The sequence below is a fragment of the uncultured Methylibium sp. genome, from assembly GCF_902826655.1.
Lineage (GTDB): Bacteria > Pseudomonadota > Gammaproteobacteria > Burkholderiales > Burkholderiaceae_C > Methylibium.
Map to the genome: position 1 here is coordinate 13,380 of NZ_CADEFR010000029.1, position 22,092 is coordinate 35,471.

At 71.7% G+C, this 22,092-nt stretch carries 19 protein-coding genes and 1 tRNA gene; 10 read left to right on the forward strand and 10 right to left on the reverse strand.

Translation table 11 applies throughout. From position 1 onward, the window contains the following. Positions 1-134 precede the first annotated feature (134 nt). Positions 135-704 carry a GNAT family N-acetyltransferase gene (locus QZV97_RS12720; protein ID WP_295642471.1) on the forward strand — a complete coding sequence of 190 codons (570 nt, stop codon included), beginning with the start codon at positions 135-137 and terminating at the stop codon, positions 702-704. Next, a complete protein-coding gene (locus QZV97_RS12725) occupies positions 701-1,141 on the forward strand; it encodes an NINE protein (protein WP_295642474.1) in 441 nt (146 codons plus the stop codon). The genes QZV97_RS12720 and QZV97_RS12725 overlap by 4 nt, the downstream gene beginning before the upstream one ends. On the opposite strand, the gene QZV97_RS12730 is transcribed toward QZV97_RS12725, so the two are convergent. The 7 genes from QZV97_RS12730 to QZV97_RS12760 form a co-directional block, all read right to left on the reverse strand. Then, positions 1,131-2,666 carry a malonyl-CoA synthase gene (locus QZV97_RS12730; RefSeq protein WP_295642477.1) on the reverse strand — a complete coding sequence of 512 codons (1,536 nt, stop codon included), beginning with the start codon at positions 2,664-2,666 and terminating at the stop codon, positions 1,131-1,133. The two genes, QZV97_RS12725 and QZV97_RS12730, sit on opposite strands and share 11 nt — an antisense overlap. Next, positions 2,663-3,454 carry an enoyl-CoA hydratase-related protein gene (locus tag QZV97_RS12735; RefSeq protein ID WP_295642481.1) on the reverse strand — a complete coding sequence of 264 codons (792 nt, stop codon included), beginning with the start codon at positions 3,452-3,454 and terminating at the stop codon, positions 2,663-2,665. Before QZV97_RS12735 ends, QZV97_RS12730 begins: the two co-directional genes overlap by 4 nt. A gap of 94 nt (positions 3,455-3,548) precedes the next feature. Continuing rightward, positions 3,549-4,541, reverse strand: coding sequence for a tripartite tricarboxylate transporter substrate binding protein (locus QZV97_RS12740; RefSeq protein ID WP_295642483.1), 993 nt, complete (start codon positions 4,539-4,541; stop codon positions 3,549-3,551). Positions 4,542-4,582: 41 nt separating this feature from the next. Then, positions 4,583-5,935, reverse strand: a complete 1,353-nt coding sequence (locus tag QZV97_RS12745; RefSeq protein ID WP_295642486.1) for a malonyl-CoA decarboxylase — start codon at positions 5,933-5,935, stop codon at positions 4,583-4,585. 58 nt (positions 5,936-5,993) lie between these two features. Further along, positions 5,994-6,722, reverse strand: a complete 729-nt coding sequence (locus tag QZV97_RS12750; RefSeq protein WP_295642490.1) for a GntR family transcriptional regulator — start codon at positions 6,720-6,722, stop codon at positions 5,994-5,996. A 91-nt stretch (positions 6,723-6,813) separates the two neighbouring features. Beyond that, entirely contained in the window at positions 6,814-7,572 is a 759-nt protein-coding gene (locus QZV97_RS12755; protein ID WP_295642493.1) for a sulfite exporter TauE/SafE family protein, read from the reverse strand. After that, positions 7,569-8,141, reverse strand: coding sequence for a malonic semialdehyde reductase (locus QZV97_RS12760; protein ID WP_295642496.1), 573 nt, complete (start codon positions 8,139-8,141; stop codon positions 7,569-7,571). The genes QZV97_RS12755 and QZV97_RS12760 overlap by 4 nt, the downstream gene beginning before the upstream one ends. A 40-nt stretch (positions 8,142-8,181) precedes the next feature. On the opposite strand from QZV97_RS12760, the gene QZV97_RS12765 reads away from it, so the two are divergent. Further along, entirely contained in the window at positions 8,182-8,613 is a 432-nt protein-coding gene (locus QZV97_RS12765; protein ID WP_295642498.1) for a DUF1841 family protein, read from the forward strand. Between the two features lie 15 nt (positions 8,614-8,628). Here QZV97_RS12765 and QZV97_RS12770 read toward each other — a convergent pair whose 3' ends face one another. The 3 genes from QZV97_RS12770 to QZV97_RS12780 form a co-directional block, all read right to left on the reverse strand. Next, positions 8,629-10,206 (reverse strand): ABC transporter substrate-binding protein, encoded by a 1,578-nt coding sequence (locus QZV97_RS12770; protein WP_295642501.1) that lies wholly within the window; start codon positions 10,204-10,206, stop codon positions 8,629-8,631. 57 nt (positions 10,207-10,263) lie between these two features. Further along, a complete protein-coding gene (locus QZV97_RS12775) occupies positions 10,264-11,484 on the reverse strand; it encodes an HD-GYP domain-containing protein (protein WP_295642504.1) in 1,221 nt (406 codons plus the stop codon). 154 nt (positions 11,485-11,638) lie between these two features. Further along, the gene (locus tag QZV97_RS12780) at positions 11,639-12,301 is read right to left on the reverse strand and encodes a c-type cytochrome (protein WP_295642506.1); all 663 of its coding nucleotides are present in this window, start codon (positions 12,299-12,301) and stop codon (positions 11,639-11,641) included. Positions 12,302-12,406: 105 nt separating this feature from the next. On the opposite strand from QZV97_RS12780, the gene QZV97_RS12785 reads away from it, so the two are divergent. From QZV97_RS12785 to QZV97_RS12815, 7 genes are all read left to right on the forward strand, one after another. Continuing rightward, positions 12,407-13,258, forward strand: coding sequence for a MoxR family ATPase (locus QZV97_RS12785; RefSeq protein ID WP_295642509.1), 852 nt, complete (start codon positions 12,407-12,409; stop codon positions 13,256-13,258). A gap of 4 nt (positions 13,259-13,262) precedes the next feature. Beyond that, positions 13,263-13,859, forward strand: a complete 597-nt coding sequence (locus tag QZV97_RS12790; protein WP_295642512.1) for a GNAT family protein — start codon at positions 13,263-13,265, stop codon at positions 13,857-13,859. Between the two features lie 16 nt (positions 13,860-13,875). Then, a complete protein-coding gene (locus QZV97_RS12795; protein ID WP_295642515.1) occupies positions 13,876-14,622 on the forward strand; it encodes a hypothetical protein in 747 nt (248 codons plus the stop codon). Between the two features lie 68 nt (positions 14,623-14,690). Beyond that, a complete protein-coding gene (locus QZV97_RS12800) occupies positions 14,691-15,860 on the forward strand; it encodes a hypothetical protein (RefSeq protein WP_295642518.1) in 1,170 nt (389 codons plus the stop codon). Next, positions 15,857-17,755 (forward strand): BamA/TamA family outer membrane protein, encoded by a 1,899-nt coding sequence (locus QZV97_RS12805; RefSeq protein ID WP_295642521.1) that lies wholly within the window; start codon positions 15,857-15,859, stop codon positions 17,753-17,755. Before QZV97_RS12800 ends, QZV97_RS12805 begins: the two co-directional genes overlap by 4 nt. Next, on the forward strand, positions 17,755-21,969 hold the full coding sequence (locus QZV97_RS12810) for a translocation/assembly module TamB domain-containing protein (RefSeq protein WP_295642524.1): 4,215 nt from the start codon (positions 17,755-17,757) through the stop codon (positions 21,967-21,969). Before QZV97_RS12805 ends, QZV97_RS12810 begins: the two co-directional genes overlap by 1 nt. Before the next feature lie 46 nt (positions 21,970-22,015). Further along, positions 22,016-22,090: transfer RNA gene (locus tag QZV97_RS12815), tRNA-Arg, on the forward strand. The last annotated feature ends 2 nt before the right edge of the window (positions 22,091-22,092 follow it).

A 22,092-nucleotide genomic window follows, 5' to 3' on the forward strand; every position in this document is an offset into this window, starting at 1 on the left:
CAGGATCCACGTCGCCCGGGACACGCGGGCCAGCGAATCGATCGCAGCCAGAGGCTGCCGGGCCGGTGTCGTAGATACGCCGCGGACCCGAGTCCTGGCCGCCACCGGAGCCCGCGATTATAAACTCGTCGCCCATGCCTGTCGCCCCTCCCCTCACCGGGCTGCTGCTGCGCCCCAGCCGGCCGGACGATCTCCCCGCGATCACGACCATCTACGCCTGGAACGTCGAACACGGCAGCGGCACTTTCGAACTCGAGCCGCCGTCCCTCCCCGAGATGACGCGTCGGCGCGACGACGTGCTCGCCAAGGGCCTGCCCTGGCTGGTGGCCGAACGGGCGGGCACGGTCCTGGGCTATGCCTACGCCAACCACTTCCGCCCGCGGCCGGCCTACCGGTTTGCGCTCGAGGACTCGGTCTACCTCGCCCCCGACGCGCGCGGGCAAGGCCTCGGCCGGCTGCTGCTGGCCGAACTGCTGGCGCGCTGCGAGGCGCTCGGCGCCCGCCAGATGTTCGCCGTCATCGGCGACAGCGCGAACGCGGCTTCGATCGGCGTTCACCGGGCGCTCGGTTTCGACGACGTCGGGGTGATGCGCGGCGCCGGCTGGAAGTTCGATCGCTGGCTCGATGTCGTGATCATGCAGCGCGCGCTCGGCCCGGGTTCGGCGACCGCGCCGGTCGAGTACGCGACCGTCGGCCCGCGATGAGCGGCCGCTCCAAGACCCTGGCCACGTGGCTGGCCTTCGCCGGCGGCGCGCTCGGACTGCATCGCTTCTACCTGCACGGCCTGCGCGACATCGGCGGCTGGCTGCACCTGCCGCCGACGCTGCTGGGCGCCTACGGCGTGCGTCGCATGATGGATCTGGGTCAGGACGACCGCATCGCCTGGGTGCTGATCCCGCTGCTCGGCCTCTCGCTGGCGGCAGGCATGCTGGCCGCCATCGTCTGCGGCCTGACGCCCGACGAGCGCTGGAACCAGCGCTTCAATGCCGGCCGGCCGCCGCTGCGCAGCGGCTGGCTCGCGGTGCTCGGCGTGATCGCTGCGCTGATCGTCGGCGCCTCGGTGCTGATGGCGACGATCGCCTTCGGCACCCAGCGCTACTTCGAGTCGCAGGACGACGTCGCCGGCTCGCTCAGCCGCTGAAGAGGCTGCGCTGCTGCTCGCGCAGCAGGTTCTTCTGGACCTTGCCCATCGCGTTGCGCGGCAGGTCGGGCACGACGAGCACCCGCTTGGGCACCTTGAATCCGGCGATGCGGTCCTTCAGGCCGGCCGTCATCGCCGCCGCGTCCAGTGCCTCGCCCGGCTTGCCGACCACCACCGCGACCACCGCCTCGCCGAAGTCCGGGTGCGGGACGCCGATGACCGCCGACTCGGCGACCCCCGGCATCTCGTTCAGGTAGCCCTCGATCTCGGCCGGGTAGACGTTGTAGCCGCCGCTGATGATCAGGTCCTTGCTGCGGCCCACGATGGTCAGGTGGCCGGAGGCGTCGAAGCGGCCGACGTCGCCCGTGCGGAACCAGCCGTCGGCCGTGAACTCCTCCGCCGTCTTCTCGGGCATGCGCCAGTAGCCCCCGAAGACGCCGGCTCCACTGACCTCGACGTTGCCGATCTCGCCGGCCGGCACGACCGCGCCGCCTTCCCCCGTGATGCGCAGGCCCACGCCCGGCAGCACCTTGCCGACTGTGCCGCCGATGCGGGTGCCGTCCTCGGCCCGACAGGGGTTGGAGGTCAGCATCACGGTCTCGCTCATGCCGTAGCGCTCGAGGATGGTGTGCCCGGTGCGCTCCTGCCAGTCGCGGAAGGTCTCGATCAGCAGGGGCGCCGACCCCGAGACGAACAGCCGCATCGCCGCACAGGCCGCGCGCGTCAGCCCGGCCTCCTGCAGCAGGCGCACATAGAGCGTCGGCACGCCCATGAAGACCGTCGCCCGCGGCAGGCGCTCGACGACCGCGCGCGGGTCGAACCTGGACAGCCACAGCATCGTGCTGCCGTTGATCAGCGCGCCGTGCGAGGCCACGAACAGCCCATGCACATGGAAGATCGGCAGGGCGTGGATCAGCACGTCGTCGGGGCGCCAGTCCCAGTAGCGCTGCAGGGTGCGGGCGTTGCTGAGCAGGTTGCCGTGGCTCAGCATCGCGCCCTTGCTGCGACCGGTCGTGCCCGAGGTGTAGAGGATCGCGGCCAGGTCACCGGCGCTGCGGGTCGCGGCCGTGTGCCGGTCCGCGTGCTGAGCGGCGCGCTCGAGGAGGCTGCCGCTGCGGTCGTCGTTCAAGGTGAACACGTGACCGACGCCGCGCTGGAAGGCCAGCTTGCCGACCCAGTGGAAGTTGCGGCCGGTGCAGACCACGACGCTCGGCTCGGCGTTGTCGATGAAGTACTCGAGCTCGGCCTGCTGGTAGCCGTTGTTCAGCGGCAGGTAGACGTAGCCTGCGCGCAGCGTCGCCAGGTACAGCAGCAGCGCCTCGACCGACTTGTCGGTGTGCGCGGCCACCCGCGCGCCGGCCGGCAGGTCCAGCGAGTCCAGCAGGTTGGCGATCATCGCCGTCGCCCGGTCGAGGTCGCGCCAGCTGTAGGCCAGGCCGCTGTCGGTCTCGATCGCGATGCGATCCAGGTCGGCCGGGAATCCGGCGCGCAGGGCGACGAAGAGGTTCTCGTTGTGGGCGCTCATGACGGGTCTTCGGTCTCGAAGTTCGGTGGTCGCCGTTCATTGAAGGCAGCGATGCCCTCGCGGTGCACGGCACTGTTCGCGTAGCCGAAGTGTGCTTCGAGTTCGGCGGCGCTCGGCCCCCCGGCCAGCAGCTGGCGCAGGCTGCGCTTGTTGGCGCGCGCGACGCTGGCCGGCAGCGCGGCGATCCGCCCGGCGGTCGCCAGCGCCTCGGCGGCGGTGTCGGCCACGACCCGCTGCACCAGCCCGCGCTGCAAGGCCGTGGGGGCATCGATCAGCCGGGCCTCCAGCAGGAACTCCGCCGCACCGTCGCGCCCGGCCACGGCCAGCACGACGGCCAGCTCGGCCGGCGCCATCGGAAAGCCGAGCTTGGCGATCGGCACGCCGAAGCGCGCGCCGTGCTGCGCGATGCGCAGGTCGCAGCAGGCCGCGATCTCCAGGCCGCCGCCGACACAGGCACCCTCGATCTGCGCGATCAGCGGCACGTCGGTGGCGCGCAGCGCCTGCAGCGCCGGCGCGACCTGGCCCTCGTGGTAGGCGCGCAGCCGGTCGCGGTCGAAGCGAAAGTCCGGAAACTCCTCGATGTCGGCGCCGGCCGCGAACTCGTGCGCCTCGCCGCGCACGATCACGGCGTGCAGCGTCGGCGTCATCGCGTCCAGGCCGGCGGCGATCTCGCGCAGTTCCCGCCACATCGCGACGCTGATCGCGTTGTGCTTGCCCGGATTGGACAGCGTCAACAGGCCGACGCGCGCATCGTGCGCAGCGCGCTCGAAGCGCAGGTGTCCGGACATGACTCGGCCTCGACTCAGACGCCGCCGGGCCGCCCCAAGGCGGCTGAGCGCCCCCTCGGGGGGCAGGAGCGCAGCGACGTGGGAGCTGTCATCACTAGTCCAGCTTGGCGCCCGACGCCTTGACCACCTCGGCCCAGCGCGCGATCTCGGCGTTGACGAAGTCGCCGAAGGCCGCGCCGGTCAGTGTCGGTGTCTCCGAGCCGATGCCGGTCCAGGCTTCCTTCAGCTCGGGCGAATTGAGCGCTTTGGTGACCTCGGCCGTCATGCGGTCGATCAGCTCCCTGGGCGTGCCCTTGGGTGCCCACAGGCCGTACCAGGTCGAGACCTGGTAGGTCGGCACGCCGCCGTCGATGCTGGTCGGGATGTTGGGGAAACCCGGCGCCGGCTTCTCGGCCGCCACCGCCAGCGCCTTGATGCGGCCGCCCTTGATGTGCGCTGCCGACGAACCGAGTCCGTCGAACATCACGTCCACCTGCCCGGCGATCAGGTCCTGCAGCGCCGGCCCGGCCCCGCGGTAGGGAATGTGGGTGATGAAGGTCTTGGTCTGCATCTTGAACAGCTCGCCCGCCAGGTGGTGCGAGGTGCCGTTGCCGGCCGAGCCGTAGTTGACCTTGCCCGGGTTGGCGCGCACGTAGGCCAGGAACTCCTTGAGATTGTTCGCCGGGATCTTGCCCGGGTTGACCACCACCACCTGCGGCACCTTGGAGATCAGCGCCACCGGGACCAGGTCGGTCTGGATGTTGTAGTCGAGCTTGGGGTAGACCGAAGGCGCGATCGCATGGTGCACCGCGCCCATGAACCAGGTGTAGCCGTCGGGGGCCGACTTGGCCGCGATGCCGGCGCCCAGCGTGCCGCCCGCGCCGCCCTTGTTGTCGATGATGACCTGGCGGCCGACCTGCTTGGTCAGGATCGCCGACAGCGGCCGCGCGAAGGCGTCGGTGCCGCCGCCCGCCGGGAAGGGAACGATGATGGTCACCGGCTTGCTGGGCCAGGCCTGCGCCGCCGCCCACGGCGTGGCCAGCGCGGCCGCGAGCGCGACCAGGGTGTGCAGGGTCCCGCGGCGACCCGCGATCGTCGGTTTGCTCATGGACTTGTCTCCGTTGTTGTCGTGAAGGACTGCAGCCCGCGCTACAGCTTGCGCGCCACGCGCCGTGAACTGACCACCTCGCCGTGCACGAAGCGCTCGTGCTGCAACTCGACTTCGTCGAGGTTGTACAGGTAGTTGACCATCATGCCCAGCGCCTGCTTCAGCCCCTTGGCACTGCGGTCGCCGGCCCAGTTGAGGCGCTCGAGCCGCGCTCCGTTGTTGAGATGGAACTTGGCCACCGCGTTGCCGCCGGGCTCGACCGACTCGTGCGCGAGGTAGTGGGCCGCCAGCCGCTCGATCGCCTCGCGGCCGGCCGGGCTCGCCCGGTCCGGCGAGAAGCCGCTGCCCAGCCCCGCGAGGTCGGCGCCGAACTCGGCGCGCAGCACCGCATCGGCCTCGGTCATCCGTGTGCGCTGGCGCGTCGACAGCTCCTGGCGCGGCGTCCTGCCGCCACTCTTGCGCAGCCAGTCGGCAAAGCCCGGCATCGGCGACAGGGTGCAGAAGGTCTTGAGCTGCGGCAGCTCGTGCTTCAGCTGCTCGGCCACGCGCTTGATCAGGAAGTTGCCGAGCGAGACGCCCTTGAGCCCGGGCTCGCAGTTGCTGATCGAATAGAAGGTCGCGACCTTGAACTCGCGCGGCGCGCGCGGCTCGGAGCCGGGGTCGATCAGCGGCCCGACGGCTTCGGGCATCTCGGCCAGCAGGGCGACCTCGACGAAGATCAGCGGCTCGCCCGGCAGCTGCGGATGGAAGAAGGCGAAGCAGCGGCGGTCCGGCTGCAGCCGACGGCGCAGGTCGTTCCAGCCGTCGATCGCGTGGACGGCCTCGTGCTCGATGATGCGTTCGAGCAGCGCCGCGCTGGAACTCCAGTCGACCCGCTCCATCTGCAGGAAGCCGGCGTTGAACCAGGACGACAGCAGGTGCTGGAAGTCGGCCTCGACCGCCGCCAGCTCGGGGCGCGTCTTCAGCGCCGCCAGCAGCGACCGCCGCAGCGCGACGATCGCGGCAATGCCGCCCGGCGCGCGGCTCAGTCGGCGCAGCAGCTCCTGGCGCGGCGGCTCGGCGCGGGCCGTCAGTTCGATCAGCGCCGCGGCGCTGGGCTCGGCCGCGTAGCGTTGCGCCGCACCCAGCACCGCCTGCGGGTCGGGCCCGAACTGCGACTCGAGCAGCGCGAACAGCTCGGCGTGCTGCTCCGGCGGCAGCGCCTGCAGTTCGTCGAGCAGATCGCCGGCGATGACGAAGCTGTTGGCCTCGCCGGGCTCGGACAGCAGCTTGCGGCTGGTGCGCGCGATGCGGTCGAGCCGCTTCGGATCGGGCCGCGGCACGACGCGCCGACGCGTCGGCGGCGGCGCCCCGCGGCCGCGCGAGTTGTGGGTCGACAGGCGCCACAGGCTCACTGGACGACCCTCCGCGCTGCGCGCTGCGGGATGAGCGCTCGGGAGCGGCCCGTCGCGCTCATGCCGCCCTCGCCCGGCCTTTGCGACGCGGCGCGGCCGCTGCGCGCTCCGCCTCGCGCAGCGCCTTCAGCGCATCCAGCTGGGCCATCAGGTGGTCGTGCATCAGGCGGCCGGCGCGCTCCGCGTCGCGCGCGAGCAGCGCCTCGATCAGCTCGCGGTGCTCGCCGATCGAATCGTCGATGCGGCCCGGCTGGTGCAGCTGGCGGCCGCGCAGCAGCCGCATGAAGACGCGCAGCTGATCGGTCGCCCGGCCCAGCCAGGGATTGCCGGCCACCGCCTGCACGCGGCTGTGGAAGACGTGGTTGGCGCGGTAGTAGGCCTCGATGTCGCGCGCCGCGGCATGGCGTTCCAGCGTGTCGTGCAGTTGCGCCAGCTCCCGCAGCTCGGTGTCGCTGGCATGCAGCGCGGCCTCGTGGGCGCAGCGCCCCTCCAGCAGGGCCATCACCGGGAACAGCCGCTCGGCGTCGTCTTCCGACACCTCGGTGACCACGCAGCCGCGGCGCGGCGTCAGCGTCACCAGGCCCTCGGCGACCAGCACCTTCAGCGCCTCGCGCACCGGCGTGCGGCTGATCGCCCAGTCGCGCGCCAGCGCCTGCTCGTCGACCCACTGGCCGGGCGCCAGCTGGCGCTCGAAGATCAGCGTGCGCAGCCGCGAGGCGACTTCCTCGTGCAGCGACACCGGGCGGATCGCGCCGGTCAGGGGCTGGAGGTCGCTGAGGTCGGCCATGGGGTGTCGGGGGTGGGATAGATGAAGACTAGCCGACAAAATTCATAATTACAAGCACCGAGGAAACCCGCATCGACCGGCGGGCGGGCGCTCAGCCGCGCAGGCCGTCCCAGAGCAGCTTCGCGCCGGTCAGGAACATGCCGATCGAGACCAGCCGGTAGAACAGCGTCGGCCGCATGCGCCGCGCCAGCCGCACGCCGATCAGCACGCCCACCGGCGCCAGCGGCATCAGCAGCAGCGAGGTCGCGAGGTTGCGCGCGTCGATCAGGCCCAGCCAGGCATACGGGATCCACTTGGAGGCGTTCACCGCGGCGAAAAAGACCGCCATCGTCCCGGTGAAGATCATGGGCTGAAGCCGCAGCGGCAGCACGTAGGCCATCACCGGCGGGCTGCCGGCATGCGCGACGAAGCTGGTGTAGCCCGCCGCGATCCCCAGGCCGAAGCCCAGCCAGCGCGGCGGCGCGGGTGCATCGGCGTGCGGCGGGAAGAACAGCCGCTGGGCCAGGAACAGCAGCGTCAGCGCGCCGACGATACCGGCCACCGCGTGGGCCGGCATCAGCCCGAAGCTCAGCGTCCCCAGCAGCGTGCCCAGCAGGCCGGCCGGCAGCAGCAGCTTCAGCAGCGCGCGGTCGGCCTCGCGCCACAGCGCAGCCAGCCCGAAGGCGTCCATCACCGCCAGCAGCGGCAGCATGATCGCGGCGGCCTGCGGCACGGGCAGCGCCAGCGCCATCAGCGGCGTGGCCAGCGCGCCGAAGCCGGCGCCGAAGCCGCTCTTGGCCAGTCCCATCATCAGGACGGCGGGCACGGCGACGACCCAGAACACCGGGTCGGAGATGACGCTGAAGCTCACAGCACCCGGCACGCCTGCTCGAACGACAAGCGCGGGCTCCGCGCGAAGAGCTCGGCCGGGTTGCCGTGCCCCAGGTTGCAGATGAAGTTGGTCTTCACGCGCGTGCCGGACCAGAAGGCCGCATCGACCGCGGCCGCGTCGAAGCCGCTCATCGGCCCGCAGTCCAGGCCCAGCGCGCGCGCCGCGACGATGAAGTAGCCGCCCTGCAGGCTGCTGTTGCGAAAGGCGGTGTTGCGCAGCATCTCCTCGCCCTGGAACCAGGGCCGCGCGTCGACGTGCGGAAACAGCTGCGGCAGCGTGTCGACGAAGCCCAGGTCCATGCCCAGGATCGCCGTCACCGGCGCCTGCGCGGTCTTGTCGCGGTTGCCCGCCGACATCAGCGGCACGAGCTGCGCCTTCGCCGCGGGCGACGACACGAAGCACACGCGCAGCGGGCTGCAGTTGGCCGAGGTCGGACCCCACTTCAGCAGGTCCCACAGGCGCCGCAGCGTCGACGCCGGTACCGGCCGATCGAGCCAGCCGTTGTGGGTGCGCGCGTCGTCGAAGAGCTGCTCGGTGGTGATCTGCATGCGGACCTCGGGGTCGGGCGAAGGACCCGACAATTGTGGAATGTTCAGCCCGTCACAACACGAGGTCCGCCGCTTCTTCTGCGAGGCCTTCCGCAAGCAGCGCGCCGGCGAGGTGCTGGCGCCGATCGAGGCGCTGGCGGCCGACTGGATCGCCCAGCACCCCGAGTACCACGCCGACCTGGCCGACGCCGAAGCCGCCGTCGCGGCGAGCTACACCGTCGAGAACGGGCGCACCAATCCCTTCCTGCACCTGTCGATGCATCTGTCGATCAGCGAACAGCTCAGCGTCGATCAGCCGCGCGGCATCCGCCAGGCCTTCGAGCTGCTGGCCGCGCGCCGCGGCTCGGCCCACGAGGCGGCCCACGAGGTGATGGAGTGCCTGGGCGAGATGGTCTGGGCCTCGCAGAAGAGCGGCCTGCCGCCCGACGGCGAGGCCTACATCGAGGGCGTCAGGCGCCGCGCGACGCGCTGACCGCCCGGCATGCGGTCACTTGATGGTGACCCACTGCCAGATGAAGAAGTTGTCGGCGCGGTGCACGAAGCTCACGTTGCTGCGCGCCGCCCACGGGATCACCTGGCGGTGCAGCGGGATCGCGTGCACCTGTTGCTGATACTCGGCCAGCGCGGCCTTCACCAGGGTCTCGCGCTTCGCTGCATCGGGCTCGCGGCTCGAGGTTGCGGCGAGCTCGTCGAACTTCGGGTTCTTCACGTCGCCGAAGTTCCAGGAGCCGACGCCGCCCTCGCCGCGGCTGCGCATCACCGGCGTGAAGATGATCTCGGCATCGGTGGTCGCGCCGCCCCAGCCCAGCAGGTACATGGACGTGTCCAGCCGCTGCAGCTTGGGGAAGTAGAGGACACGCGGCATCGCGTTGACCTTGAGCTTGACGCCCAGCTGCGACCACATCGCCGCCAGCGCGAGGCAGATCTCCTCGTCGTTGATGTAGCGGTTGTTCGGGCAGTCCAGCGTGACCTCGAAGCCCTGCGGGTAGCCCGCCTCGGCCATCAGCTTCTTCGCCGCCGCCAGGTCGTAGGGCAGGCGCTTCTCCAGCACGGGGTCGTTGTAGGTGCCCAGCGGCGACGGCGTCAGGCCGCCGGTCGGGAGGCTCTGGCCGCGCATCAGCTTGGTCCTGAGCGTCTCGATGTCGACGGCCTGGTAGAGCGCCCGGCGCACGCGCACATCCTTGAAGGGGTTGCGATCGCCCGGGACCTTGCCGTAGAGCAGCTGATCGCGCGACTGGTCCATGCCGATGAAGAGGATGCGGTTCTCGGGCCCGTCGACCACCCGGACGCCGGCCGTGTTGCGCAGCCGCGGCGCATCCTGCGGCGACGGGTCGAGCACGAAATCGAGCTCGCCGGAGATCAGGGCCGCCGAACGCGTCGCGTCGCTCTTGATCGGCGTGTAGACGACCTCCTGCACATTGCCCTCCATGCGGCCCCACCAGGCCGGGTTGCGCTTGTAGGTGGTCTTCACGTCGGGCTGGCGCGACACCAGCATGAACGGGCCCGTGCCGTTCTGGTGCAGCGACGCGTAGCTCTCTTCCTTGGCCTTGAAGTCCAGCGGGCGCGTCACCTTGTGCTGCTCGCTCCAGGCCTTGCTCATGATGAAGATCGTGCCCAGGTGGTTCATGAAGATCGGATTGACCTGCTTGAGCCGGAACTCGACCGTCAGCGCATCGATCTTGCGGACCTCGCCCAGCGCGTTGGCGTAGACCTTGATGTCCGAGCTGGCTTGCGCCGCGCGCTGCACCGAGAACACCACGTCATCGGCCGTGAACGGGGTGCCGTCGTGGAACTTCACGTTCGGCCGCAGCTTGAAGCGCCACAGCAGCGGATCGGGCTGCTGCCACTCGGTCGCGAGCTCGGGCACGCGCTCGAGCTGCTTGCCGACGTTGACGAGCGTCTCGTAGACCTGGCCGTTGACCGCGTTGGTCAGCGAATCGTTCTGCGAGTGCGGGTCGGTGGTCTGGATGTCGCCCTGCGTGGCCCAGCGCAGCGTCTGGGCGGGCGCGGCGATGGCGGCGGCAGCCAGCGCGAGGCCGGCCAGGATCGTCAGGCGTTTCGTCATGGCGGTGGTCGCGGGAGCGAGGTGGACCGCCCGAGTGTATAGAGCGTGGAGCGGGCTCTAGGGTCGCGCGGCCTCTCCGGCCCACAGCTCGTCGATGTCCTGGAAGCGCCACTGCTCGGGGGGTTCGACGGCGACGATCTTGTCGCTGCAACGCGGCGCCGCGAGGTCGATCTCCTCGGGCACGATGCGCAGATTGGACTTGGTGCTGAAGAAGGCCTTGACGCGCGGCGCCAGCAGCGAGCCGCCGTTCTGCTCCAGCACCACGGCCAGCCGACCCGACGCCAACCGCACCAGCGAACCCGCGGGGTAGATGCCGATCGACTTGACGAAGGCCTGGAACACCACCGGGTCGAAGTGCCCTTTCCACTGCGCCATCTGCCGCAGCGCGTCGGCCGGATTCCAGCCGGCCTTGTACGGGCGGTCGGAGGTGACGGCGTCGTAGACGTCGCAGACCGCGCCCATGCGGGCCACCAGCGAGATGGCGTCGCCGGACAGCCGCTCGGGGGAACCGCTGCCGTCGAACTTCTCGTGGTGGTGCAGGCACACGTCGAGCACCTCGGCGCTGGCGTTGCCGCCTTCGACCAGAAGTTCGTGGCCGCGCTTCGGATGACTCTTGATGACGGTGAACTCGGCATCGGTCAGCTTGCCGGGCTTGTTGAGCACGTCCATCGGCATCATCGCCTTGCCCAGGTCGTGCATCAGTCCGGCGAGGCCGGCCTCGCGCACCGCGTCCTCGGCCAGGCCGAGCTGGCGACCCAGCGACACCATCAGCGCGCACACGGCCACCGAATGCAGATAGGTGTACTGATCCGCCGACTTGAGACGCACGAGGCTCACCAGGGTGCCGGGGCTGTCCATCACCGAACCGGCGATCTCGTCGACCAGGCGGCGGCCGCCGTCCATGTCGGCGGCGCGGCCCATGCGCACCTCGTTGAACATCGACAGCACCTGGCGGTGCGACTGGCGCACCAGCTTGCGCGCGTGCGCCAGATGCTGCGCGCGCGCCTGCGTCCGCTCGCGCGGGCGCTCGGCCGCAGCCGGCGCGGCAGGCGGCGGCACGGCCACGGCGGCGACGGGCGCCGCAGCCGGCGCCACGTCGAGGCCCAGATCGACATCGATCACCGCCTCGCGGATGCTGCTGGCGCGGATGCTCTCGAGGTCGGCGGAGTCTCGCAGCACGAACTTCGAGCGCCAGAACGGGTGGTCGACCCAGGCACCGCAGAGCTCGTGCAGATGCATGCCCAGCCGCAGCTGGTCGACAGGAATGCGCTTCAACATGTTGGCCCCCCAACGGGCTCTCCACGACGGCTTGCCACTCCTTCAGATCGGCCGCGCCGCGCCGTTCTGTAGCCGGCGATCGCCCGAGTCGGGCACGAAAAAGCCGCCAGACCTCGCGGTCGGGCGGCTGGCGGGGGAGCCGGCGGCGCCGGACTTACTTGAAGCGCGCCTGCGGCACCGTCTTCAGGTCGCCGGGCAGCGAGGCGATGTAGGCCGCCATCGCCTTCAGCTCGGCCAGCGTGTAGGGCTTGGCCTGCGCCGCCATGATGGCGTTGCCGCGGCCGACCTGCGGGTTGCCTTCGGTGCGGTAGGCCTTGAGCGCCACCGTCAGGTAGTCGGCATGCTGGCCGGACAGCTTGGGGTAGCTCGGGTCGATGGGCTTGCTGAAGTTCTCGCCGTGGCAGGCGGCGCAGTTGCCCTTCTTCAGCAGCTCGGCGACCTGAGGCGCGGCCGCCTTGGCCGGCGTGGCCGGCAGTTCGGCGCGCGGGCCGCCTTCGGCTTCGTAGTAGGCCGCCAGATCGGCCATGTCCTGCTCGCTCAGCGACTCGGAGATGCCGCGCATCGTCGGGTGCTTGCGCTCGCCCTTCTTGTAGGCCTTCAGCGACGCGACGATGTACTTGGCGTTCTGGCCCGCGATCATCGGCACCTTGTGGATCTCCGGGAAGCTCGCCTGGTAGCCCGGCAGCGCATGGCAGCCGACGCACATGGCGTTCTTGTTGTGGCCGGCAGCAGCGTCGCCGGCCTTGTCCTGAGCGTGCGCGGTCGTGCCGATGGTCAGCGCGCACAGCGCGAGCATCGCGGGGAACAGAGTCTTCATGGTCCGGCGGGGGGTTGAGTCTGGCGCGGGAGTATAAGGGCGCCCCTATACTGAATCGGTCGGCGCCGACATACCGTCGCCTCGCCGTCCCTCACTCCCAGCGCCATGAAATTCAACGGTTCCGACCAGTACGTCGCCACCCCGGACCTGATGCTTGCGGTCAATGCCGCGATCACGCTGCAGCGTCCGCTGCTGATCAAGGGCGAGCCGGGCACCGGCAAGACGATGCTGGCCGAGGAAGTGGCGCGCGCGCTGAAGCTGCCGCTGCTGCAGTGGCACATCAAGAGCACGACCAAGGCCCAGCAGGGCCTGTACGAGTACGACGCGGTGAGTCGGCTGCGCGACAGCCAGCTGTCCGGCGTCGGCGACGAGAAGGTCAAGGACATCCGCAACTACATCGTCAAGGGCACGCTCTGGCAGGCCTTCACGGCCGAGCAGCCGGTCGCCCTGCTGATCGACGAGATCGACAAGGCCGACATCGAGTTCCCCAACGACCTGCTGCGCGAGCTCGACCGCATGGAGTTCCACGTCTACGAGACGCGCGAGCTGGTGCAGGCGAGGCACCGGCCGCTGGTCTTCATCACCAGCAACAACGAGAAGGAGTTGCCCGACGCCTTCCTGCGCCGCTGCTTCTTCCACTACATCAAGTTCCCCGAGGCCGAGACGATGCGCCAGATCGTCGAGGTGCACTTCCCCCGGCTGAAGAAGGACCTGCTGGCCGCGGCGCTGAAGAGCTTCTACGACGTGCGTGGCCTGCCCGGGCTGAAGAAGAAGCCCAGCACCAGCGAACTGCTCGACTGGCTCAAGCTGCTGCTGGCCGAGGACATCCCGTTGTCGGCCCTGCAGAGCCAGGATGACAAGGTCGCGATCCCGCCGCTGCTGGGCGCGCTGCTGAAGAACGAGCAGGACGTGACGCTGTTCGAGAAGCTCGTGTTCATGCAATCGCGCAACCGCTGAACGCATGGCGACACCCTGGCCCGATCCGGTCGAGCTGCGTGGGCGGCACGCGTCGCTGCTGCCGCTGGCGGCGACGCACGAGGCGGGGCTTGCCGGGGCGGTGCGCGACGGCGAGCTGTGGAAGCTCTGGTACACGAGCATCCCGACGCCCGAGAACATGGCGGCCGAGATCGAGCGACGGCTCGGCCTGCAGGCCCGCGGCTCGATGCTGCCGTTCACCGTGCTCGACGCGACCGGCCGCATCGTCGGCATGACGACCTACATGAACATCGACGCGACCCACCGCCGCGTCGAGATCGGCTCGACCTGGACAGCCGCCGGCGCCCAGCGCGGCCCGCTCAACACCGAGTGCAAGCTGATGCTGCTGGGCCATGCCTTCGAGGCGCTGGACTGCATCGCGGTCGAGTTCCGCACGCACCGCTTCAACCAGCAGAGTCGCCGTGCGATCGAACGACTCGGCGCGCAGCTCGACGGCATCCTGCGGGCGCACCAGCGCGCCGGCAACGGCACGCTGCGCGACACGGCGGTCTACAGCATCACCGCGACCGAGTGGCCGACCGTCAAGGCGCACCTGCAGTGGCAGCTGCAGCGTCCGCGCTGAAGGACGGGCCGACGAGATGGCCAACGTCGCCGGCCGCTGGGAACCGGGCATCGGCGACCCGACGATCGGCGGCTGGCTCACGGTCGCGGCCTACGCGGTCGCCGCGTGGACCTGCTGGCGTGCCAGCCAGACGCAGCGCGGGCGCGCCGCGCCAGCGCCCGCGCGCTACTGGCTGCTGCTGGCGGTCGCGATGGCCATCCTCGGCCTCAACAAGCAGCTCGACCTGCAGAGCGCGCTGACGCAGATCGGGCGCGACATGGCCCGCGCCGATGGCTGGTACGAGCATCGCCACGAGGTGCAGGTCGCCTTCATCGCCGCCGTCGCGGTCGCGGGCATCGCCGGCGCCGCCTGGCTCGGGCGGTTGTCGTGGCCGCTGTCGCGCGGCCGGGCGCTGGCGCTGGGTGGCATCGGCTTCCTGCTGGTGTTCGTCGTGGCGCGCGCCTCGTCCTTCCACCACGTCGACATCTGGTTGAAGGACACCGCCTTCGGCCTGCGCTGGAACTGGATCCTCGAGCTGTCGGGCATCGCGCTCGTCGCCTTCGGTGCGCTGCGCGAGCGCCGCATCTTCGGGCCGGTCCGGGCCCGGCCCTACCGGCCCACGCCGCGTCCGCCGCCGGCCCGCGCCACGCGACCCGCGCCGGCCCCGGAACCGGCACCGCCGCCCGCGGCCGCGCCCCCCTCTCCGGCGCGTCGCCGGCCGTGGCGCGGCGACGATCGACAGGTCGTCTCGCCGGGGGATCCGCGCACCGACCGCGGCGCCTGAGTCGCATTGGCTACCATCGGACCCGAGGGTCGCCCCCGCCACGGCCCGGCGACCCACCGCGAGCTGCCATGCTGATCGACTTCTTCTACTCGCTGCGCACCGCCAAGCTGCCGGTGTCGATCAAGGAGTACCTCGTGCTCCTGGAAGGCCTGCAGGCCGGCGTGATCGACACCTCCGTCGAGCAGTTCTACTACCTGGCCCGCACCACGCTGGTCAAGGACGAGGCCCACTTCGACAAGTTCGACCGCGCCTTCGCGGCCTACTTCAAGGGCGTCGAGACGGTGGCCGACTTCACCCAGGAAGTGCCGCTCGAATGGCTGCGCCGCACGCTCGAGATCGAGCTGACGCCCGAGCAGAAGGCGGCCATCGAGAAGATGGGCTGGGACGAGTTGATGGAGACGTTGAAGAAGCGCTTCGAGGAACAGAAGGGGCGCCACGAAGGCGGCAGCAAGTGGATCGGCACCGGCGGCACCTCGCCCTTCGGCAACTCCGGCTACAACCCGCAGGGCATCCGCATCGGCGGCGCCGGCAAGAACAAGAGCGCGGTCAAGGTCTGGGAGCAGCGCGCCTACAAGGACTACGACGACACCAAGGAACTCGGCACGCGCAACATCAAGGTCGCGCTGCGCCGCCTGCGGCGCTTCGCGCGCGAGGGCAACGAGCTCGAGCTCGACCTCGACGGCACCATCCACGGCACCGCCGCCAACGCCGGCCTGCTGGACATCCGGATGATTCCGGAGCGCCACAACAAGGTGAAGGTGCTGCTGCTGATGGACGTCGGCGGCACGATGGACGAGCACATCCACCGCGTCGAGGAGCTGTTCTCGGCCTGCAAGAACGAGTTCAAGCACCTCGAGTTCTATTACTTCCACAACTGCGTCTACGACTTCATGTGGAAGAACAACCGTCGCCGCTTCAGCGAGAAGCACTCGACCTGGGACGTGATCCGCAAGTACAACCGGGACTACAAGCTGGTCTTCGTCGGCGACGCGACGATGAGCCCGTACGAGATCCTGCAACCCGGCGGCAGCGTCGAATACAACAACGAGGAGGCCGGCGCCGAGTGGCTGCAGCGGCTGACCCATGCGTTCCCCAAGTACGCGTGGATCAACCCCGAGCCGCAGGGCGTGTGGGGCTACCGGCAGAGCATCTCGGTCATCCAGCAGCTGATGCAGCAGCGGATGTTCCCGCTGACGCTGCAGGGGCTGGAGGGGGCGATGCGGCTGCTCAGCAAGTGAGCCTGCGCGCCGCGCTGCGACGGATCGGCCCGGCCCTCGCGCTCGCGGGGCTGCTGGGCGCAGCGCAGGTCGCGGCGCAGACGGCCGACGACGACACCGAAGCCGAGGCGCCGCCGCCCGAAGAGCAGTACGCGGCCCCGCTGTTCGACCCCGGCGTCGCCACGCTGCCGGCCGGCGCCAACGGCGCCTACCGGATCGAGTTGCGGGCGCCCAATCCGCTGCGCGACCTGCTGCTGCGCCACCTGGACCTGGTGCGCTTCCGCGACCAGGCCGACATCTCGCCGGTCGAGGTGGGCCGCCTGCTGGCAGCCACGCCGGCCCAGGTGCGCAGCCTGCTCGAGCCCGAGGGCTACTTCAACGCCGTCGTCGAGGTGGCGCGCGACGACGCCGAGGGCGGGCCGCCGCTGCTGCGCGTGCGCGTCGAGCCCGGCCCGCCGACGCGCGTCGAGCGCGTGCAGCTCGAGATCCAGGGACCCTATGCCGAAGCGATGGGCGCCGGCGACCCGGCGCTGCAGCGCCGCTGGCAGCGCCTGCAGTCGCGCTGGCTGCTGCCATCGGGCAGCGCGTTCAGTCAGCCGGCCTGGAACACCGCCAAGAACGCGCTGCTCGCCAGCCTGCGCTCGCGCGGCTACGCCAGCGCGGCCTTCGCCGGCACCGGCGCCGAGGTCGACGCGGCGCGCAACCGCGCGCGGCTCTTCGTCGTGGTCGACAGCGGACCGGCCTACCGCATCGGCGAGATTCGCATCGAGGGCCTGGAGCGTACGCCGCCCGAGGCCGCGCTGAACCTGCTGCCCTTCGAGACCGGCCAGCCCTACACCGAGAAGATGCTGCTCGACTACCAGGAGGCGCTGCAGAAGTCCGGGCTCTACGAAGGCGTCGCCGTCGAGCTGGACCTCGACCCGCAGCAGGCCGACCGCGCGACGGTGGTGGCCCGCTTGCGCGAGCAGGCGACGCAGAACGCCACCGTCAGCGTCGGCTTCTCCAGCAACACCGGCCCGCGCGTCGGCCTGGAGCACACGCACCGGCGTGCCTTCGGTCGCGACCTGGTGGCCAGCAGCAAGCTCAAGCTCGGCCGCGACGAACGCGAGCTGTCCTTCGACCTGCTGACCTATCCGCAGCCCGGCGGCTACCGCAACCTCGTCGGCCTGCGCGCCGACTACCTCGACGCCGGCGGCGCCGTGACGCAGACGCAGCGCGTGCGCGTCGGCCGCAGCCGCGACACCGAACGGCTCGACCGCCTCTACTACCTCGAATACAACCGCACGACGCTCGACACCGCGACCCAGAGCACGACCGACCGCGCGGTGCTGGCCAACTCCGAGTGGGTGCGTCGCGACGTCAACAACCTCGTGTTCCCGACGCGCGGGCTGATCCTCAGCGCGCAGGGCGGTGCCGGCGTGGCGCAGGACGCCGACCGCGAGCGCGGCCCGTTCGCGCGGCTCTACCTCGCCGGGGTCTGGTACCAGCCGCTGTTCGGCGGCTGGCTCGGCCAGGTGCGTGCCGAGGTCGCGCAGGTGCTGAAGAGGGAGTCGCTCGGCATCCCCGACTCGCTGCTGTTCCGCGCCGGCGGCGACGACTCGGTGCGCGGCTACGGCTACCGCACGCTGGGCCCAGTGCGAGACGGTGCGGTGGTCGGCGGGCCGGTCATGGCCACCGGCAGCATCGAGCTGATGCGCCGCTTCTCGCAGACCTCGGCGCAATGGCGCAACTGGTACGGCGCGGTGTTCGTCGACGCCGGCAACGCCGCCCAGGACTGGGAGGACTACGAGCCCGCCATCGGCTACGGCGTCGGCGTGCGCTGGCGCAGCCCGATCGGCCCGCTGCGCGTCGACCTGGCCTACGGCCAGAAGGTCAAGTCGGTGCGCCTGCATGTCAGCGTGGGGGTCACGTTCTGATGGCCGTCGCGGCTACGCGCTGGCGCTGGCGCCTCCTGCTGCTGGCGATGCTGGCGCTGCCGGCGGCGGGCGTGGCCCTCGTCGCGTCGGCCTGGCAGGCGCTGCACACCGAAGCCGGAACGCGCTGGTGGCTCGAGCGTGCCGCCCCCTACCTGCCGGGCATCGCCCTCGATCAGCCGCAAGGCGCGCTGCTCGGCGCAGGCAGCGAGTTCCGGCTCGCGCGGCTGACGCTGCAGGCCGGCCGCAGCAGCGTGCGCATCGACGGGCTGCGGACCAGCGGCCTGCAGCTGCGGGACTGGCGCTGGAGCACGCCCTTCGTGCACCTGAGCGCGCGCTCGGCCGAGGCGCAGTCCGTCGCCGTGACGACGACGCCGGCCCCGCAACCCGTGCCGCCCACCGTCGCGCCGACAAACCTGCAACTGCCGTTGACCGCGGTCATCGACGCCCTGCGCGTGACCCGGCTCGAGCTGCCGGGGCTGGCGCAGCCGGTCGAGGAGCTGACGGCGCGCCTCGAGGTCGGCCCCGTGCACCGCGTCGACGCGCTCGCGCTGCGCTGGCATGGCCTGCGCGCCGAGGGCGCGGCGCAGATCGACGCCGCCGCGCCCATGACCCTGAAGGCCCGCCTGTCGGTGCGCAGCGATCCGCAGGCCGACGCCGCCGCCCTGCCGGCCTGGGCCCGCGACCTGACGCTCGCGCTGCAGGCCGGCGGGCCGCTCGCGGCCTTCGACGCCCAGGGCAGCCTGGCGATGCAGTCGCAGCGCCTCGAGGCGCTGGCGCGCGTCACGCCGTTTGCGGCACTGCCGGTCGCGCAGCTCGACGCGCGTTTCGAGCAGCTCGACCTGGCGCGCCTGCTGGCGCCCTTCGGCGTCGCCGCGGCACCGGTCACCGACCTGGCCGGCACCGCGGTCGTGCAGCTGCAGGCCGGCGAGCCCCTGCGCGTCGAGGTCCAGGCGCGCAACGGCCTGCCCGGTCGCTGGGACCAGCAGCGCGCGCCGGTGCGCGAGATCGACGTGCTGGCGCAAGGTCGCGACGACCGCTGGCAGATCGAGCGCGCGCTGCTGCAGCTGGCGACCGACCTGCGCACGCCGGCCGGCACGCTGGGCGGCTCGGGCCGCATCGAGGCCGGGCGTGCCGAGGCCAAGCTCGAGCTCGGTGGCGTCGTCCTGCAGGGCCTGGACCAGCGCGCGCCGCCGCTGCGCTTGTCGGGGCCGATCGCGCTGAAGCACGCGCCGCTGGCCGCAGGATCGAGTGCGGCCTGGGGCGCGCTGGACTTCGACGCGCGGCTCGAGGGCACGCTGGTCGGCGGGCCGCGCGAGCGCGCACCCCGGCCGCTGCGCGACGACGTGCGCCTGGTGGCCACCGGCAGCGCGACGCCGACCTCGGCCACGCTCTCGCGCCTGGCGGCCACGGCCGGTGCCGCGCGGCTGGACGGCAAGGCCCAGGCGCGGCGCAACGGCGGCTTCTGGGCCACCGAGGCCACGCTGAAGCTGGCCGGCTTCGACCCATCGCTGTGGCTGCCCGGCGAGCCGGCGGCCGCGTGGCGACGCAGTCGCAATGCGCTCAACGGCGACTTCGCGCTGGACGTCCAGGTGCCGGCCGACACGCCCGACACCGCCGCCCTGCTGGCCGCCTTGCGCGGCAGTCTGCGTGCCGAGCTGACCGACAGCGCGCTGGCCGGCCAACCCCTGGCGCTGCGGCTCCAGGCCGACGCCGACGGCAGCGGCCGGCTCGGCGTCGACGGCGAAGCGCGTGCCGCCGACAACCGCGCCTCGCTGAGCCTGAAGATGCGCGCGCCTTCGCGCGCCGCGGCGACGGCCGACGAGCGGCTGCAGTTCAAGCTCGAGGCGCCGGCCTTGGCGCAGCTCGCGCCGCTGGCCCAGGCACTGGGACTCGGCGCGCTGGCCGGCCGCGCCCAGGTCGACGCCGAGGCCGACGGATCGCTCGGCGCCTGGCTGCTGGGTGGCGGCGCGCGCGGCACGCTGGGTACGCGCGGCAGCTTCAAGTTCGAGGCCCTGGCCCTGGGCAGCAACGGCCTCGATCTCGCCACCGGCCAGTGGAACGCCACGCTGCCGGGCGCCGAGGCCGCAGGCGCCGCGATGGCCCGTACCCGCGTCGAAGCCCAGGCCGCGTTGACGCGCCTGCGCCTGCCCGGCCTGCTGGTGCCGGCGGCAAACCTCCAGGCCAACGGCACGCTGGCCGAGCACCGCGCCGAACTGCGCGCCACATTGCGCCAGCCCCAGCCGGCCGGCACCGAGTCCACCGAGGGCGAGCCGGCGCCGCTGGCCCTCGACGCCACGCTCGCCGGCAACTGGCGCGCCGGTGAAGGCGCGGCACCGCAGTCCTGGCGCGTGACGCTGCCGGAGCTGGCACTGCGGCCCAATGTGGCCGCGAGTCCGGACAAGACCGCAGCCGCGGCCAAGGCGGGTGCGACGCCGTCGCTGCCGCTGGTCATCGCCCGCGACCTGGCCTTCGAGCTGCAGCAGGGCCCGCAGCTGCTGCGCCTGCAGGCCCAGCCCGGCAGCGCCGACGTGCTGGGCGCGGTGCTGCGCTGGAGCCGCCTGCGCTGGGAGCGCAGCGGCACGGCCGAACCGCGGCTCGACCTGCAGGCCGAGGTCGAGCCCTTCGTCGTCGCGCAGCTGTTGCAGCGGCTGCAGCCGGACTTCGGCTGGACCGGCGACCTGAAGGTCGGCGCGCGCGCCAGCGTGACGAGCGACCCGACGGTGAACGCGCGCATCGAGATCGCGCGCAGCGGCGGCGACCTGCAGGTCAGCGAGTTCGGCAGCGTGCAGCCGCTGGGCCTGAGCGACGCGCGCATCGAGCTGGTGGCCGAGGCCGGCACCTGGCGCATGAACCAGCTCGTGGCCGGCGCCAATCTCGGCCGCGTCGTCGGCGCGCAGAGGGTGCGCACCGATCCGCAGCGGCTGTGGCCGGCGCCCGACGCGCCGATCGAGGGCGCGCTGCGCGTGCAGGTCGAGCAGCTGGCCACCTGGGGCGCCTGGGTGCCGGCCGGCTGGCGGCTCGGCGGCGCGCTGGACGGCACGCTGCGGATCGCCGGCCGCTTCGGCGCGCCGCAGTGGATCGGCGAAGTCCAGGGCCGCCAGCTCGCGGTGCGCAACACGCTCGAGGGCGTGACGCTGACGGACGGCCAGCTCGACGCGCGCTTCGAGGGCGACACCGCGCGGCTGACGACGCTGCGCTTCAAGGCCGGCGACGGCGAGATCGGCGCCAGCGGCGAAGCGCGCCTGGGCGAGCAGCCGCAGGCGCGACTGCAGTTCGAGGCCGAGCGCGCGACGGTGCTGGGCCGCGTCGACCGGCGTGTCGTCGCCAGCGGCAAGGTCGCGGTGCAGCTGGACGCGCAGACGCTCCGGATCGACGGCGACCTGCGCGCCGACGAGGGCCTGATCGACGCCAGCCGCGGCGATGCGCCGACCCTCGGCGACGACGTCACCGTCAAGCGGCCGGGGGACCGGGCCGCAGCGGCGGACACCGCCGCGCGCCGCCCGCCGCGCGGCGTCGAGCTGCGCGTCGGCGTCGATCTGGGCCAGCGCTTCCGCATCCGCGGTCGCGGCATCGACACGCGCCTGCAGGGCCAGCTGCGCCTGACCAGTCCCGGCGGCAAGCTGGCGACGCACGGCGAGGTCCGCACCGACAACGGCACCTACGAGGCCTACGGCCAGAAGCTCGCGATCGAGCGCGGCGTCATCACCTTCGTCGGCGACGTCGCCAACCCGAGGCTCGACATCGAGGCCGTGCGTGCCAACACCGACACGCGCGTCGGCGTGATCGTCGGCGGCAGCGCGCAGTCGCCGCGCGTGCGGCTGTTCTCCGACCCCGAGCTGCCGGACACCGAGAAGCTGGCGCTGCTGGTCACCGGGCGCAGCTACGACAGCCTGGGCGGCACCGAGACCCTGCTGCTGCAGCGCGCCGCGCTCGCGCTGCTGGCCGGCGACGGCGCCGACAGCAGCTTCGACGTGGCGCGGGCGCTGCAGCTGGACGAGCTGTCGGTGCGGCAGAGCGACGGCACCGTGCGCGACACCGTGGTGACGCTCGGCAAGCAGCTCTCGGACCGCGTCTACGTCGGCTACGAACGCGGCCTGAACGCGACCGCCGGGAACTGGCAGCTGATCTACCGGATCGCGCAGCGCTTCACGCTGCGCGCGCAGTCGGGCGAGGACCCGGCGGTCGACCTGATCTGGATCTTTCGCTGGAACTGACCGCGGGCCGACGTCGCAAGGGCGGCTCCTACAATCACGGCGGTCCGCCACCGTAGTTCAATGGATAGAACGGCCGCCTCCTAAGCGGCAGATACAGGTTCGATTCCTGTCGGAGGCGCCAGC